At 41.8% G+C, this 14,482-nt stretch carries 17 protein-coding genes and 1 tRNA gene; 3 read left to right on the top strand and 15 right to left on the bottom strand.

Translation table 11 applies throughout. The features are described from left to right. Position 1: 1 nt before the first annotated feature. The 4 genes from NZ583_00210 to NZ583_00195 all read right to left on the bottom strand — a co-directional run bounded on the left by NZ583_00210 (position 2) and on the right by NZ583_00195 (position 3,253). Positions 2–1,168: a cysteine desulfurase gene (locus NZ583_00210; GenBank protein ID MCS7280040.1), complete on the bottom strand. Its 1,167-nt coding sequence runs from the start codon at positions 1,166–1,168 to the stop codon at positions 2–4. Between the two features lie 31 nt (positions 1,169–1,199). After that, a complete protein-coding gene (nifU, locus tag NZ583_00205) occupies positions 1,200–1,709 on the bottom strand; it encodes a Fe-S cluster assembly scaffold protein NifU (protein ID MCS7280039.1) in 510 nt (169 codons plus the stop codon). Between the two features lie 14 nt (positions 1,710–1,723). After that, positions 1,724–2,017, bottom strand: coding sequence for a hypothetical protein (locus NZ583_00200; protein ID MCS7280038.1), 294 nt, complete (start codon positions 2,015–2,017; stop codon positions 1,724–1,726). Between the two features lie 81 nt (positions 2,018–2,098). Next, entirely contained in the window at positions 2,099–3,253 is a 1,155-nt protein-coding gene (locus NZ583_00195) for an MFS transporter (GenBank protein MCS7280037.1), read from the bottom strand. An 89-nt stretch (positions 3,254–3,342) separates the two neighbouring features. Between NZ583_00195 and NZ583_00190 the strand changes: the two genes are divergently transcribed. Next, positions 3,343–4,203, top strand: a complete 861-nt coding sequence (locus NZ583_00190) for a radical SAM protein (GenBank protein ID MCS7280036.1) — start codon at positions 3,343–3,345, stop codon at positions 4,201–4,203. On the opposite strand, the gene NZ583_00185 is transcribed toward NZ583_00190, so the two are convergent. After that, positions 4,196–4,948 (bottom strand): histone deacetylase family protein, encoded by a 753-nt coding sequence (locus tag NZ583_00185; protein ID MCS7280035.1) that lies wholly within the window; start codon positions 4,946–4,948, stop codon positions 4,196–4,198. The two genes, NZ583_00190 and NZ583_00185, sit on opposite strands and share 8 nt — an antisense overlap. A gap of 135 nt (positions 4,949–5,083) precedes the next feature. Between NZ583_00185 and NZ583_00180 the strand changes: the two genes are divergently transcribed. Beyond that, positions 5,084–5,767 carry a DUF1847 domain-containing protein gene (locus tag NZ583_00180; protein MCS7280034.1) on the top strand — a complete coding sequence of 228 codons (684 nt, stop codon included), beginning with the start codon at positions 5,084–5,086 and terminating at the stop codon, positions 5,765–5,767. Here NZ583_00180 and recO read toward each other — a convergent pair. Genes recO through NZ583_00155 form a run of 5 tightly spaced genes read right to left on the bottom strand, consistent with a single transcriptional unit; the run spans position 5,747 to position 10,614 of the window. After that, positions 5,747–6,490, bottom strand: coding sequence for a DNA repair protein RecO (gene recO, locus NZ583_00175; GenBank protein ID MCS7280033.1), 744 nt, complete (start codon positions 6,488–6,490; stop codon positions 5,747–5,749). The genes NZ583_00180 and recO overlap by 21 nt on opposite strands. 3 nt (positions 6,491–6,493) lie before the next feature. Beyond that, the gene (locus tag NZ583_00170; protein ID MCS7280032.1) at positions 6,494–7,108 is read right to left on the bottom strand and encodes an outer membrane lipoprotein carrier protein LolA; all 615 of its coding nucleotides are present in this window, start codon (positions 7,106–7,108) and stop codon (positions 6,494–6,496) included. Continuing rightward, a complete protein-coding gene (locus tag NZ583_00165; GenBank protein ID MCS7280031.1) occupies positions 7,105–9,135 on the bottom strand; it encodes a DNA translocase FtsK 4TM domain-containing protein in 2,031 nt (676 codons plus the stop codon). The genes NZ583_00170 and NZ583_00165 overlap by 4 nt, the downstream gene beginning before the upstream one ends. Then, the gene (locus NZ583_00160; GenBank protein MCS7280030.1) at positions 9,125–9,847 is read right to left on the bottom strand and encodes a 1-acyl-sn-glycerol-3-phosphate acyltransferase; all 723 of its coding nucleotides are present in this window, start codon (positions 9,845–9,847) and stop codon (positions 9,125–9,127) included. Before NZ583_00160 ends, NZ583_00165 begins: the two co-directional genes overlap by 11 nt. Further along, on the bottom strand, positions 9,844–10,614 hold the full coding sequence (locus tag NZ583_00155; protein MCS7280029.1) for a carbon monoxide dehydrogenase accessory protein CooC: 771 nt from the start codon (positions 10,612–10,614) through the stop codon (positions 9,844–9,846). The genes NZ583_00160 and NZ583_00155 overlap by 4 nt, the downstream gene beginning before the upstream one ends. Positions 10,615–10,778: 164 nt before the next feature. Between NZ583_00155 and NZ583_00150 the strand changes: the two genes are divergently transcribed. Continuing rightward, a tRNA-Glu gene (locus NZ583_00150) sits at positions 10,779–10,851 on the top strand. A gap of 13 nt (positions 10,852–10,864) precedes the next feature. On the opposite strand, the gene rdgB is transcribed toward NZ583_00150, so the two are convergent. The 5 genes from rdgB to NZ583_00125 are packed head-to-tail and all read right to left on the bottom strand — an operon-like array spanning position 10,865 to position 14,481. Further along, on the bottom strand, positions 10,865–11,458 hold the full coding sequence (gene rdgB / locus NZ583_00145) for an RdgB/HAM1 family non-canonical purine NTP pyrophosphatase (GenBank protein MCS7280028.1): 594 nt from the start codon (positions 11,456–11,458) through the stop codon (positions 10,865–10,867). Further along, positions 11,455–12,183: a ribonuclease PH gene (gene rph / locus NZ583_00140; GenBank protein ID MCS7280027.1), complete on the bottom strand. Its 729-nt coding sequence runs from the start codon at positions 12,181–12,183 to the stop codon at positions 11,455–11,457. The genes rdgB and rph overlap by 4 nt, the downstream gene beginning before the upstream one ends. Then, positions 12,180–12,722 carry a hypothetical protein gene (locus NZ583_00135; protein ID MCS7280026.1) on the bottom strand — a complete coding sequence of 181 codons (543 nt, stop codon included), beginning with the start codon at positions 12,720–12,722 and terminating at the stop codon, positions 12,180–12,182. Before NZ583_00135 ends, rph begins: the two co-directional genes overlap by 4 nt. Then, entirely contained in the window at positions 12,719–13,708 is a 990-nt protein-coding gene (locus NZ583_00130) for a hypothetical protein (protein MCS7280025.1), read from the bottom strand. The genes NZ583_00135 and NZ583_00130 overlap by 4 nt, the downstream gene beginning before the upstream one ends. Beyond that, positions 13,687–14,481: a hypothetical protein gene (locus NZ583_00125; GenBank protein ID MCS7280024.1), complete on the bottom strand. Its 795-nt coding sequence runs from the start codon at positions 14,479–14,481 to the stop codon at positions 13,687–13,689. The genes NZ583_00130 and NZ583_00125 overlap by 22 nt, the downstream gene beginning before the upstream one ends. Position 14,482: the final 1 nt, after the last annotated feature.

The raw sequence follows: 14,482 nt of genomic DNA, 5'->3' as shown, positions 1-14,482 counted from the left end.
ACTACTTCTTACGTTTATAAAGGGGTGACATCTCTCTTAAAAAGTTAACCGACTTCTTCAAGGCCTCGAATGTCCGTTCTATATCCTCAATCGTATTATCTCTCCCGAAGGAAAATATGATTGTCCCCTGCGCCCTTACATAGTCGAGTCCTATCGCTGTTAAAACATGGGATGCTCTAAGCGAACCTGAGGCACAGGCTGATCTCGTTGAGACACATATTCCCGCCTCATCGAGTAAAAGCATCAGGGACTCTCCTTCTATATAATCGAACGAACAGGAAAGAAGCCCTGGAAGACTCTGTTCTGGATGACCGTTTATTGTCACATCTTCTATCTCCAGTACCCTCTTTATCATCTCTTTCTTTAGAAACTTCAACTTTTCCATCCTTTGGGGCATCTCAATCATTGCTAGTTCTGCAGCTTTCCCTAGTCCAACTATCCCAATCATGTTGTGCGTTCCGGCCCTTCTTCCACCTTCCTGTATACCCCCATCTAGAATTGGAACGATCGGAGTCTTTTGCCTTATGTAGAGGGCACCTACTCCTGATGGCCCATAGAACTGGTTAGCAGAGAGACTCAGAAGGTCCACGTTCAGTTCGTCCACGTTAACTGGAATATTCCCGCAGGAGGCTACGGCATCAGTGTGGAAAACTATTCCCCGCTCTTTCGCTATTTTTCCTATCTCTGCTATAGGTTCTATGGTTCCTATTTCGTTATTGGCGTGCATGATCGTTATAAGAATCGTGTCGCTTCTTATGGCCTTTTTAACATCTTCAGGATCTACAAGTCCATATCTATCAACACTTACGGATGTTACGTGGAAGCCCATCTTCATGAGAACTCTCAATGGCCTAGAAACGGCTTGGTGTTCAATATTGGAAGTTATTATGTGTTTACCTTTTTTCTGGAGAGCAAAGGCAACACCTTTTATCGCGTGATTCGTGGACTCTGTCCCGCCTGAAGTGAAGACTATCTCTTCTGGTTTTGCTCCTATAAGAGCCGCAACTTTTTCTCTTTGAGCCTCCAAAATCTCATTTGCCCTATCTCCTATTTTATGTTGACCTTGGGGGTTGCCGAACCCATCGGTTTCGATGTATTCGATCATGGCTTTTTTTACTTCTGGATGAAGCGGGTTTGCAGATATGTGGTCGAGGTAAATTACGTTCATCGTCTCTCCTTTTTTTGGATTCTATAGGAAGTTAACTAATTAATCTTCCACATTTAGTACAGAAAGGCACATCTTTCGGTAACTTTTCTTCGCAATATGGACAGACACAGGTTCCTTCCCTTTCCCCTATGTATTCTGTATGGGAAGGTTCGGTCTTTTGTTTCTTTTTCCCAGTTTTTCTCTCGTAGTAGTCCATTATCGCTTTTTTTAGCGCATCGGCTCCCAGATTTGAGCAGTGAAGCTTATTCTTGGGAAGTCCTCCTAAAGCTTCTGCTACCTCTGTATTTGTGATTTTTAAAGCCTCTTCCAGAGTTTTACCCTTTGCCATCTCCGTAACCATACTGGATACCGCAATTGCCGCACCACATCCAAAGGTAACGAATTTTATGTCCTTTATCCTTTCTTCCTCAACTTTTATCGTAATCTTCATCATATCCCCGCAGATAGGGTTTCCAACCTCACCCACTCCATCAGCATCTTCAATGACACCTACATTTCTGGGATTTTTGAAATGGTCGAGGACTTTTTCAGTGTACTCCATCTTTTCCTCCTTTTTTAACCTCCTGCAAGTGGCTCCATGAAGATCTCCACATGTACTTTGTCTGAGTCACTGATAGGCGTCTTCAAGCCCAAAGGAAGCTCAAAATGGCTAACACCGTTTAGGTACACGTACCTTAGGTCTTCTCCCATATGTTCGTCCTCAATAAGCTTTAGGTGAGGAAACTTTTCGTTTAGAATCTTAAGAAGTGAAAGGAGAGTATTTTTATCACCTGGAAGCTCGATCTCTTTTGGAATCGAAGAAGATCCGGAAGGTACGAGATTCGTGCTTAATGTCACTTTGACCTTCATAGAACGAGCTAATTTTATATCTTTTATTTTTCCTTTTCAACCTAGGATCTTTTGGTGACTACTAATACGCAAGTCTTACTCTCAATTTTTTGACTTTGGTGGGTACTTAATGAGTAGACCTAAAAGGAAGCCCAAAAGTGGAAGCAGAGCTATTACACGAATGGTAAACGGAACACCCCATCTGTCAGCAAGTACCCCGAGAAGGGTAAGACCGAGTCCGCCGGCACTTATCGTGAGGCCCACCATAATTCCTGATGCCATACCAAGATGACGTGGAAGCAGAATCTGGCCCATTGCAGTTGTAGTCCCGAATGAGGATATAAGGACCATTCCGGATACGGCAAGGAGGATAAAAGTCGAAAACCCGCTCGTTTCAAAGAAAAGATTTAAAAGTACCGAAGATATGATAAGGGTCAAAAGGAGAAACCTCTTATGGCCTATCTTATCGGCAAGTACTCCTCCAATTAAGGTTCCGATCGCACCAGACAAAAGAAAAGTTGTAGAGAGTTTTCCAGCGTAAAGAGGATTACCCCTTAGGTAATTTATGTAGTAAAAAGGGATGTAGGTGGCCATCCCGAATTGCGTACAAGCTCTAATCGTTGAAACAAAAGCAAGAATTGAGAAGGAGAATTTGTCCTCCTTCACGTCCTTTTCCTTCTCCTCTTTTCTCTTCGTTATCTGTCTTTCAGGCAGTCTTAGAGAGTCTAGAGAGAGAAAGATAAGAAAAGAGACAAGTACAGCAGGAAACATGATAAAAGGGGTCCCCTTAAGTCCAAAATGTGTGCAAAAAAATATGGCGATTATGGGACCTAGTGCCAATCCAAGACTTCCACCGAAGGCAAAGATGGAGACACCTGTTGCTTTTTTTTCTCCTGTAAAAGAGTGAGCAACTTTAAACCCTTCGGGGTGAAAGAGGGCAACCCCTATCCCGCTTATCACAACACAAAGTATAAGCAAAAAATAATTGGGAGCATACCCACTTAGAGCGAGACCGGCTCCCGCAATGGAAGGGGATAAAGGCAGTATCCATCTTATAGATTTTCTATCCGATATGTATCCGAATAGGGGCTGAATTATAGAGGAGGAAAGGTTGGAAAAAAGTACCACAGTGCCAGCAAGTGTATAAGAAAGGTTGAGAGCATCTCTGAAAAAGGGAAGGATCGCGGGAAGGGCACCTTGATTCACATCCGTTGCGAAATGTGAAAGGCTAAGAAGCAGAAGCTCTTTCTTTTTCATCTGGACTAAGATTATCCGAGGGAAGATTTAGGTGTCAAGGATTTTGAAAAAGAAAGATTCAAGTTGTAAGCTAAAACGGCTAAAAAAAGATGAAAGTGATAAGAAAATTCGATCCCTGGATGTCGCCTTTGTGTACATGTCCAGATAAATACTCTTTTTGCCCTTATACTGGCTGCGGGCATGGGTGTATTTACTGCTATGTGGACTACGTTCCAAGATTCGAAGAACCGAGGAGAAAAAAAGATCTGATGAGAATGGTGGAAATTGACATGAAATCCATAAACCCTTTTAGTATCATCTCTGTCTCAAACTCGTCAGATCCTTACCAACCTATGGAGGAAAAGTTCCGTGATTTCAGAAATTTCCTAGAGTTTGCGGCACATTTTCCCGTAAAAATATTAATCACAACAAAAAGTGACTTGGTCTTGAGGGACTTGGACATCCTAAAAAGGATAGGTTGCGCTGTGATGATAACAATAACCACACTCGATGAAAAACTCGGGAAAAAACTCGAACCATCCGCTCCAGATCCATCCTCCAGACTGGATGCTCTTGAGACGTTGACTAAAAATGGAATCCGCTGTGGAGTAAGAATCGATCCTATTATCCCGTACCTCAACGAAAACGAAATAGAAACTATTGTCAAAGAGGTAAAAAGAAGGGGTGCATCCCATATAACGAGTAGTACTTACAAGGCACGAAAAAGAAGTTTCGCAAAACTCACAGAAGCTTTTCCTAAGCTGAGAGATAGGTTTGTTAGAGATTATTTGGAGAATGGAAAAAGAATGAGAAACAGCTTATACCTTGACGAGAAAAGAAGGCGAAGCATAATGGAGAGGGTGAAGATTGCATGTGACACATACGGTATTAGTTTTTCAACATGCAGGGAGGGATTTTTTGACCTAAAAAGCTCCGCGTCCTGTGACGGAAGCCATCTTTTGACTACTTAAAACCCTCAATAAAGGAGAGCACGTTCTTGCCAAGAACAGAGTGATTGTAACCGCCTTCTAAGACAGCAAATCTCAGACCCCGACAGATCCTCTCACTTGCATTTTTGAGCAGCTCTCCTATGAGACTATAATCTTCGATCTCCAAAGTTCCGCCCCAATCCTTTTTTGCCCTATCAAAACCGGCAGAGACAGCAAGAATACTGTACGTTTTTTCTTTTTCGAGAAATTGCTCTAAGGATTTTAACTGGTTTATTCTATCGCCACCCGGAACGTGGTAGTACGTGACCTCTTTTGTCTTTTTAAAAATGTTTGCCGTGCCGTCGCCAAAGTGGAGGTCAAAGTCAACTATCAAGGCGCTTTCTATCTCCTTTAAGCTCATGAGTTTTTTTATGGCAATGGCTATGTTGTTGAAATAGCAGAAACCCCAATGTGAATCATAGCCTGCGTGGTGGCCTGGGGGTCTTATGACCCCGAAAGAGGGTTCGCCTTCTTTTGCAATTTTTGCACAGAGAATAGCGCCTCCAGCCGAAAGGGAAGCAATTTCGAAAACGTGATGGTCTTTTTTTATCCTTTCTATATGCGATTTTGAGTGGGCAAGCAATAAATCATTGTAACTTGCCATTTGAGGTTCTACGACATCAAATAAACCCGTAAGTTCTTTCATTATCGCTTCCATTCTTCCTGGTTGGGAGGCGGGATCGGTTGAGTAGACTTCCGTAAACCTCTCGTGGAAGACTATCTTCATGGCACCCCCATCTTTTCGCATATTGGAAGTACACTTCTGTTCTTAATTTAGCTTCTTTGATCCCCTGTAGCAAGCTTTTTCTCGACAAAGCTACTAATTAGCGGCATAATACAAAAAAAGAATCTGGAGGATGCCATGGGTAAAGCAAGTCCACACTGTGCGGAATGTGACTTAAAAAAAGAAGAAAAGATATGCCTAAGCCCAAATGGAAAGAGTTTTCCTGGATGTCCGACATTGAAGAAAGAGATAGTTGAAGACTCTAAAAAAGAATACGAAAAACCAGACATACTGAAATTCGCACAGAAAGCTTCCATCCAAGAGGCAGAATGCTACGCCAATAGGGAGAGAAGACCATACGTAATGCATCCTTATAAGACTAGGATCGAGGAGATATACGAATTTGCGAAAAAGATGGGGTATAGGAAGCTTGGGCTCGTTTTCTGTATTGGGCTTAAAAGAGAAGCCGAGATTGCAAATATGGTATTTAAAACTCAAGGCTTCGATGTCATCTCCGTTATCTGTAAGGCTGGTAGAATCGCCAAAGAGGAACTCGGTCTCAAAGATGAGGAGAAGATCTTTATAGGTGAATTTGAGTCCGCCTGTAACCCCATACTTCAGGCTTTCATCGTAAACCGCGAAAAGACTGATTTTAATGTTCTACTCGGACTTTGCGTCGGGCACGATTCACTCTTTTTTAAATACGCAGAGGCACCGACTACTGTTTTAGCTGTCAAGGATAGGGTCACTGGACACAATCCCCTTGCTGCGCTTTATACGTGTGAGACTTACTATGCAAGGTTACTTAAGACCGATTCCTAATGAACCGTCTTTGGGTTTTATGAATTTAAAGGTCCTAAGTTCCACATCTAGATGGAATTTTATAAAACTTTCGAGTAAATCGAAAGCAAAACTGATAAGCTGGTCACTTAGCTCTTTTTTGCCTGTGGCCAAAAAATTTAAAAGCTGATCCGGATAAACCTCCGACGGACAAAATTGAGTACACCTCTCACATAGGATGCCACCTTTCTCGCTGGAAAAATAAATCTTTTGCTCGACCGTTTTTCCACAGTGAACGCAGCTTTTGAAGTTGGGAAGAAACCCGATGGTTTCTAAAATTTTGAGAAGGAGCATTAATACCTCGGGTAATGGAACAGAAGACGTCTTTAATCTCCGTAAGATTCCTGAAAGAAGGTGAAATAATGTGGGGAAAGGTTGCCTTTCCTTTGTAAGCCTATCTGCCACTTCGATAAAGAAGCTTGCCAGAGAGAATCTCTGAAAATCCCTCTCAATGCCAGACATATCCTCAACTATGTGGGCACTCTCAATCCTAGATAGATGACCCTTAAATGACTTGTCAAAATATTCGACATTTATGATCTGCATGGGTTCCAAAGTGTTCATAAACCTTTTTACACTTTTAGCTCCACCCTTTGCGATCGCCGAAATCTTTCCAGAGTTTAGGGTAAAGAGGTGTACGATTCTGTCGGACTCGCCGTATGAGAGTTTCCTAGTAACTATAGCTTCATCCTTTACAAGACCCATACTTTATCGCTCGATTACTTCCTTTCTTCTATCCTTTTTGAATACAAACCTCTCATCACTTATTTCACCGTTTAGCACGACAGAATTGAAAATGAGTGTGTTTCTATTCCCAGTTTTCTCAACTATTTCGATCTTCTTTACGGTTAAGTCTTTGCCAAACCATATCCTTAATGCTGTTATCATCTCATCCGTTTTCGGTTCGAGGTTTAAAATCTCGTAGTTTTTGTCAGAGATCCGTTCTTTAAGACGAAAGTGTGTCTCCAGATTCGTAAGATCCTCGATTAAGTCTAAGAAGTACTTCTTAGTTTTTGAAGGATCGACTTTCTCTTTTATGATAAACGGCCTTTCCTCATCGTACTGATAGAGATACTGCCCATCAAATAGAAAGTATCTAAGTCTCGGACTTTTATAAACCCATAAAAATCCCCTCTTCTTTTTGTAAAAGAACTCTCCGGAAAATTCCCTTAAAGAGTCTGAGCTGGATATGTGGATAGTCTGCTTAAACTTGGCTTGAAATGTTGTCACATTTGAGTATTTCTCTCTTACATCTTCGGTTGCGAAAATAGAACTAAAACAGACAAATATTAAGACGCAAATCCCGAGTATATGTTTTTTCATTTTCTCTTTAGGACCTCCCTTGGTCTTACTCCATCCGAGGGTCCAATGATACCTTCTTTCTCCATTCTCTCTATGATCCTTGCCGCCCTGTTATAGCCGATTCTAAATCTCCTCTGGATCATACTTATGGAGGCTTCCCCCCTTTCGATCACGAATTCTTTCGCCTCTTCGTACTTTTCGTCGTAGAATTCGTCTTCATCCTCCTTTGTCTCTTTCTCTTCCAATATCTCAGTCTGGTAGGAAGGCTGGCCCTGACTCTTCAAAAAGTCCACGATCCTTCTTATCTCGTTTTCTGAGACGAAAGGTCCATGTATTCGTTGAAGTCTTCCAATGCCGGGGCTCAGAAAAAGCATATCTCCCTGACCGAGGAGACTCTCCGCACCATTCGTATCTAGGATAGTCCGAGAGTCCACTTTGGAGGATACTTGAAAGGAGATGCGGGCTGGAAAATTGGCCTTTATGATCCCTGTAAGAACGTCAACAGAAGGTCTCTGAGTCGCAATTATAAGGTGAATACCGGAGGCCCTCGCCATCTGTGCGAGCCTGGCTATGTACTCTTCCACCTCTCTTGTGGAAACCATCATTAAGTCCGCAAGCTCGTCTATCACAACTACGATATACGGTAAGAGTTCGTTACCTTCCTTTTCCATTTTCTGGTTATATTTGTCTATGTTCCTAACTCCTTTCTGGGCCATGATCGTATAACGTCTCTCCATTTCATCTATTAACCACCTCAAAGAAAGCTTTGCATTTTTGGGGTTTGTAACAACAGGCAAAAGTAGGTGAGGAATTCCATCGTAAAACGAAAGCTCAAGCATTTTTAAGTCTATCATGAGGAATCGGACATGGATCGGGGTTGCTTTGAAAAGTATGCTGCATATCATACTGTTTAGGGAGACACTCTTTCCAGATCCAGTAGAACCCGCAACGAGTAGATGAGGCATCTTTGCGAGGTCCGCAACAAAAGGTTCCCCGTATATCGTTTTTCCGAGTGCAAGCGTGAGATATGAGTGCGATTCGACAAAAGCTCTCGACTCTATTATTTCACGCAGATAAACCGTCTGTCTTACAGGGTTTGGAATCTCGATCCCGACAACTGATTTACCAGGTATAGGAGCAACGATTCTTATTGAAGTTGCGCTTAGAGCCATTGCGAGATCATCCGACAGGTTTGCTATTCTACTTATCTTTATGCCGGGGGCAGGTTCGAACTCATATAGTGTTATAACGGGACCGGGGGTAACCTCCCTTACCGCTCCTTCGATACCATAATCTTTGAGTTTTTTTTCTAATATCTTTGCGTTAAGGTTTATCGTTTCTTTGTCAATCTTTATATCCTTCTTCTCCACAGGATCTAAAAGGTCAATTGGAGGAAGTTTATAAGGCCCGAGGCTCTTAAAAAACTCGAAGGACTCCTGGACAAACTCTTTTTTCATTTCCTGAGGCTCCACTTTTGTATCGTCCATCCCTGCTACCTTAATCTCCCTCTTTCTCTCCTTCTGTTTTTTCCTTTTGATCCTATCTTCTAGGTGCTTTATGAGCGGCGCATGAACTATAAGAAAGATGGATGAGATGAAAACAAAGGATAGAATGATTGAGGTTCCGAGATAGCCGAAAAAGTGAAGGAGTGAGCTCTCAAGGAGAACACCGAAAAGACCTGAAATCGGATATTCCATCCCCTTTAATTTTATTGACCTCACAAAGATCTGTAGAAACGCAGAAATTGAAACGAAAAGCAAAACAAGACCCGCAAAAAAAGTGGAGTAACTCGCCAATTTTTTCTTTCTCAAAAGGAGGAAAGAAAAGACTAGAATGTAAAAAAGTAAGATATAGCTTGAAAGTCCAAAACACTGAATTAAGAGATCTGATATGTAGGATCCTGCCTTTCCGCAGTAATTATGAACCACTGAAGAGACCGTAGTGAAGGAGGGATCGAAAGGATGGTAGGATATGAGGGAGAAGAGTAAAAAGAGAAAGATCCCAAAAAGGGAAACACCCGCAAGTTCCTTTTTTAAATCAGACGACATTTTGCGTTTTTATTTTATTTTTTGTCAACAAACGATCTATATCTTTCCAAACCATTTCCGCGACAGCAGATTTCTTAAGCCCTGAGTCTTTTATTTCGATTGGTTTTCCTATCTCGACCCAGACAGACCCGCTCTTTATAGGAAGGAACTTCCCTTTTGGCTGAAGAAGAAATGTTCCGTAAATCGCGCAAGGAACTATCTGAGCATCGATTCTATGTACTATATGAAATGCTCCCTTCTTGAAGGGAAGCAAGTTTCCGTCCTCACTTCTCGTTCCCTCTGGAAATATTAGGACACTAACTCCTCTCTTAACTTTTGATACTACTTCGTCAAGCGCCTTTTTTGACTCTCTTAAGCTTTCCCTGTCTATACTTATGTGACCAACACACTTCATAGCCCAACCCATAAAGGGTATTCTGAAAAGCTCCTTTTTTGCCACAAATCTAAAGGAAAGAGGGATTTTGGCGAGAAGAACGAATATATCCAGGGCACTTTGGTGGTTACACATAAAAACATAAGGTCCGTTCCTAAGATTCTCTTCCCCTTCCAAAAAGACATCGATCTTTGCTGAAAAAAGATAAATCTTTGCCCAGAGTCTTTCGATTCCGTGGAGTACATACCCCCTTCTGTCAAAGAGAAACACAAAAAAGGCAACAATTGAAAGTACGATGGTCGATATGACAAGACATAATAGACAAAAAGCTCTTCTCATAGTTTCTGGGATAGAGCATCAACTATTTTTCTTACCTCTGTTTTTAAATTTTCATCCATATCGTACGGTGAAATCCCTTGCCTTTCGGCCTCTTTTATTCTTTCACTGAAACTCACAGAACCGAGTAACTTCATATAGGGTAGATTATTCTCTATGAATTCAATATCCTCCCTTCCAGTTACTTTATTGGCAACTATTGCGACGTTATCCAGTCCTATATCTTTTGCAAGATCTTTTATTTTCTTTGCTGTCTTTATACTTTGGATTCCCGGTTCCACAACTACTATTAATCTATCGACATGACTTGCTGTGCCCCTTCCTAGGTGCTCAAGGCCCGCATCCATGTCAACGACTACCCATTCATCCCTCTCTATCAAAACGTGGGCCAGAAGATTTCTAAGAAGCACATTTTCCGGGCAGAAACAACCCCCACCACCTTTGTTTATAGAACCGAGAACTAGGACCTTTATGTGGTCTTTTTTTAAGGAATAGATCTCGGGAATGTCGTCTACCTTGGGGTTTAATTTAAAAAAGCCCCCGTATTCACCCCTTTTCGCTCCTGTTCTCGCCTCTATAAAATCCTTCATTTCTGAAAGAGGTTTAAACTCGGTGCCTTCCAGTTTTATACCTATCTGACCCGGAAGGTTCATGGCAGGATCGGCATCGATAGCTAAAACCCTATACCCAAGATCAGAAAGAAGCCGAACCATTGTGGAGGCAACCGTCGTTTTCCCTACCCCTCCCTTTCCCGATATAGCTATCTTCATCATCTCCTCCTTTTAGTCCCTTTTGTCAATTCTTTAGAACTTTTTAAACTCAGGCTTAATAGTCATTGTAAGGCTTTAGATCTTTGAGGTCAAGTAAGGCTAAAAAAAATTGATCCTGATTTCGATGGAAATTGCTCATCATTTCTGCTAAAATTGTGAAGCTGGGTCCCATCGTCTAGTGGTTTAGGACACCGGCCTCTCACGCCGGAAACGCGAGTTCGAATCTCGCTGGGACCAGTAAATTTAGTTTTTAGGGACCGAAAAGGAATTTTTTTAGTGCTTTTAAAGCCTTTCCCCTGTGGCTAATTTCGTTTTTCTCTTCCACTGAAAGCTCGGATAAAAACTTACCAATGTCAGGTACGTAGAATATTGGGTCGTACCCAAACCCATACTTTTCTTTTTTCTCGAACCCTATGTAACCTTTGAGCTCTCCGTAGAATATGTACTGCCTTTCGTGGCCAGGCAGATATAGGGCTAAATAGGCCTTAAATTTTGCCGATCTTCTCTCCCATGGGACATCCGCAAGTTCCAAAAGAAGTCTTTGAATTCTTTCTTCGTCTGTCCTTCCGTACCTTGCACTTTTCACACCCGGCCTTTTTTTTAAGTACTCAACCTCAAGTCCCGAATCGTCAGCAAGAGAAGGGAGGTTGAATCTATCCCCTATCTTTCTTGCCTTCTTTAGGGCATTCATGACGTATGATGTATCATCCTCCTCTATATCCTCTACGAACCCAAGATCCGAAAGGGAATAAATCCGAAGGTTAGATTCTCTGAGGGCTTGCTCGAATTCTCTGAACTTACCCACATTTCTTGTTGCAACTATAACTTCTTTTATGTGCTTCATATAGGGAAGAGAGATCCAAGTACCATCTTTTGAATTTTAGTAATTTCTTGGATGCCTTTCTCCGCGTATTTATACATCGCGTCTAGCTTTTCCTTACTGAAGGGTACCCTTTCTGCTGTTCCTTGAATCTCCACTATGTTTCCTTTTCCTGTCATCACAAAATTCATGTCGACCTCGGCCTTTGAGTCTTCTTCATATGTCAGGTCCAAAAGGATTTCTCCCTCCACTATCCCTACACTTACCGCAGCAACAGAATCACTAAGAGGGATCTTTTCTATAAGTCCTCTCCTTTTTAGATTCCATAATGCATCCACGAGGGCCACATAAGCTCCGGTTATACTTGCGGTTCTCGTTCCACCATCCGCCTGGATTACATCGCAGTCTATCCAGAGGGTTCTTTCCCCTATAAGATCAAGGTTGATTATGGCCCTTAAAGCCCGACCGATAAGCCTTTGAATTTCGTGCGTCCTTCCACCTATTCTTCCCGCCACCGATTCCCTTATAGATCTAGCGTGGGTGGCCCTAGGTAACATGGAGTATTCCGCTGTGATCCATCCCTTTCCCGTATTCTTAAGAAAAGGAGGAACCTTCTCCTCCACACTCACAGAACATATAACCTTTGTATCTCCCATCTCCACAAGCACCGATCCCTCTGGAAATTTTAAATATTCACGGGTTATTTTAAGATCCCTTATCTTGTCGTTGGGTCTACCATCTGCTCTCATAGCTTTTGCTCCCTGGGTGAGTATTTTTTTACAGCCTCAATCAGAGGGTTGAGAACATGTGCTGCCTTTAATTCTGGCCCATAAAACCTAAAAAAAAGACCGGGCATGTCAACCCCCAAAAGGGGAAAGAGGGGCAGTCTTATAACATTTTTTCCGTAGGATGAGGCTACATGCTCAGCTATTTTGAGAGAGAGACCGATATGAATAGCGGGTATTTCATGTATCCTCAAGAATCTTCCATCCTGTTTTCTCGCATTGGATACGGCAACAAGAATACTTGACACTTCTTTTTTTCTTAGATCGATTGCACAGAAGACTCCCTTCCTTTTTTCGTTTATCTCGCTAATTAGACGCAAATGTTCCTCCAAATCTCGTTTTCCTTGGTAAAAAGAAAACTCAATTCCACTCTTTTTGAGAGTCCTAATTAAGTCCCTCCTTATTTCTTCTTCCATCGGAGAAACAACGTAAAAGTATATGGTTTGAGAATAGCTTATGGCGGGAAAGAGAATAAGAAGTAGAACTATGATCCCATCTCTCATCCCAAAGCTCCGATCTTTTCACCACGTAGGGCCCGTCTCATCTTTTCACTTAAGAGCACGATATCTGGCCCATGTTCGTCGGTAAATATCACGCCTTTTTTCGTTTTTAAATTTTTAAGCCCTTCTTTTCCCAAACTACAATACGCTTCAACTATCTCAGAAAGTATCCTTGCATCTTCACTTATCACCACGTACTCTGCGCGGTCAATGGCATATCTATTCCCGTTAAAACTCAGAGTAATTCCACCCTTTTCTCTAAGATACTCGAAAGGTTCAGAATCCGTTATGCTGTCTCCAACGTAGACGACATTTTTATAAGGTATATCAAGGCTCCTTATGATCTCATCCAGTACCCTTTTCTTTTCCACCCCCCCTACTGGCACTATTGATTCCATAAAGGGAAAGATAGGCAGAGTGGGAATTACATCGAAAAAGAATTCTTTTAGTATGCGGACGGTCTCAAAAGAATCTCCCATAAGGTTTCCCTGTTCGTCCCACTTTATGGGAGAAAGTTCGAGTATTTTTTCTTTGTAAGTTTCGATGATTTCTTTTTCTCTTCGGTCCATTACGTAGCTATCAAGGCTCATTTTTGTAGAGAAAACCTTATCCTTTTCAAGTTTTAAGTACTCTGTAACCTCAGCTATGTAATGCTCATAGCTTGTACTTATCATATAAACGTCCATCTTTTGTCTTATCTTTGCCAATGTTTCTTTCACTTGAGGAGTTACAAGAAGAGTATTTCGCGAAAATTCACGTAGGTGAGCGTCTTTAATGCCTGCGGCTTTAAGGAAAGGAAAAAGATATTTTAGCGTACTTCCGTACCTATAATTCTTTATACCCCCAAAGAGGCCAAGGTAATCATCGAAGGCACTAAGGAGTGTGAAAAGATTGCCCCCATTTTTTATGAAGTGATCAGCTACTTCGTACGCATTATCGTTCTTTGTAACTGGACCTTCACAGTCGGTCACGTAGATGAATCTCTCCACTCTTTACCTTCCCCATAGACAATAAGGTCTGTAATATCTATTCCTCCCTGGATCTCTTTGCCCTCGAAGTAAACCTTTTTCCCAAGTATTCTTATTTTGCCTTTCGAGAGAAGAGATAGGGTCTCAATAATAAGAGGCGTCTCAAGCCTAAATTCTCTTTCCCTTATGAGCCAAAAAAGCTTCTCAAAAGCTTCTTTCTCTTTTCTTTTTGCACCCTCGTAAAGGGAGAGTACCTCATTTTCTGAAACCTCACTTTTGCAAAATGTCACACAAGGTCCACCATCTAAGGTCCCATCGACAATGTGGATCATTGCTCCAAATGTCGTCTCTCCGTTCTCAATTACTTTTTTTATAACGTCTTCCCACTTGCCCTTGTGTCTTCCGGGCAAAGAAGGGTGGAGATTTAAAATAGTGAATCTATCGAATAGCACCTCTGAAACTATGAGCATGTAGCCAGCAAGAAATATGAGGTCAAATCTATAATTTTCGATTATTTTCAAAACCTCTTCATCGAAGAGTCTTCTGCCCTCTTTCAACGAAAGGCCTTTTTTAAATAAAAATTCCCGAGTACTTAAGATCTCACATGGTATCCCTTCCGTCTTTGCGAATTCCACCATTCTTTGGGAATAGATCGATTCTTCAGGGTCCCGATTGAAAAAACAAAGGGAGATCCTTCCATCGATTTTTTTTGTCTTTGTGGCATGAACGACATCCACCAGTAACTTAAAAGCCTCCTCGTCTCTTCCTGTGGAGAACCAACAGATGTTAAGCACG

The organism is Thermodesulfobacteriota bacterium (genome assembly GCA_025062045.1).
Lineage (GTDB): Bacteria > Desulfobacterota > Syntrophorhabdia > Syntrophorhabdales > JANXAF01 > JANXAF01.
Note: the sequence above shows the minus strand (reverse complement) of the source record. Positions and strands in the feature narration are given on the sequence as shown.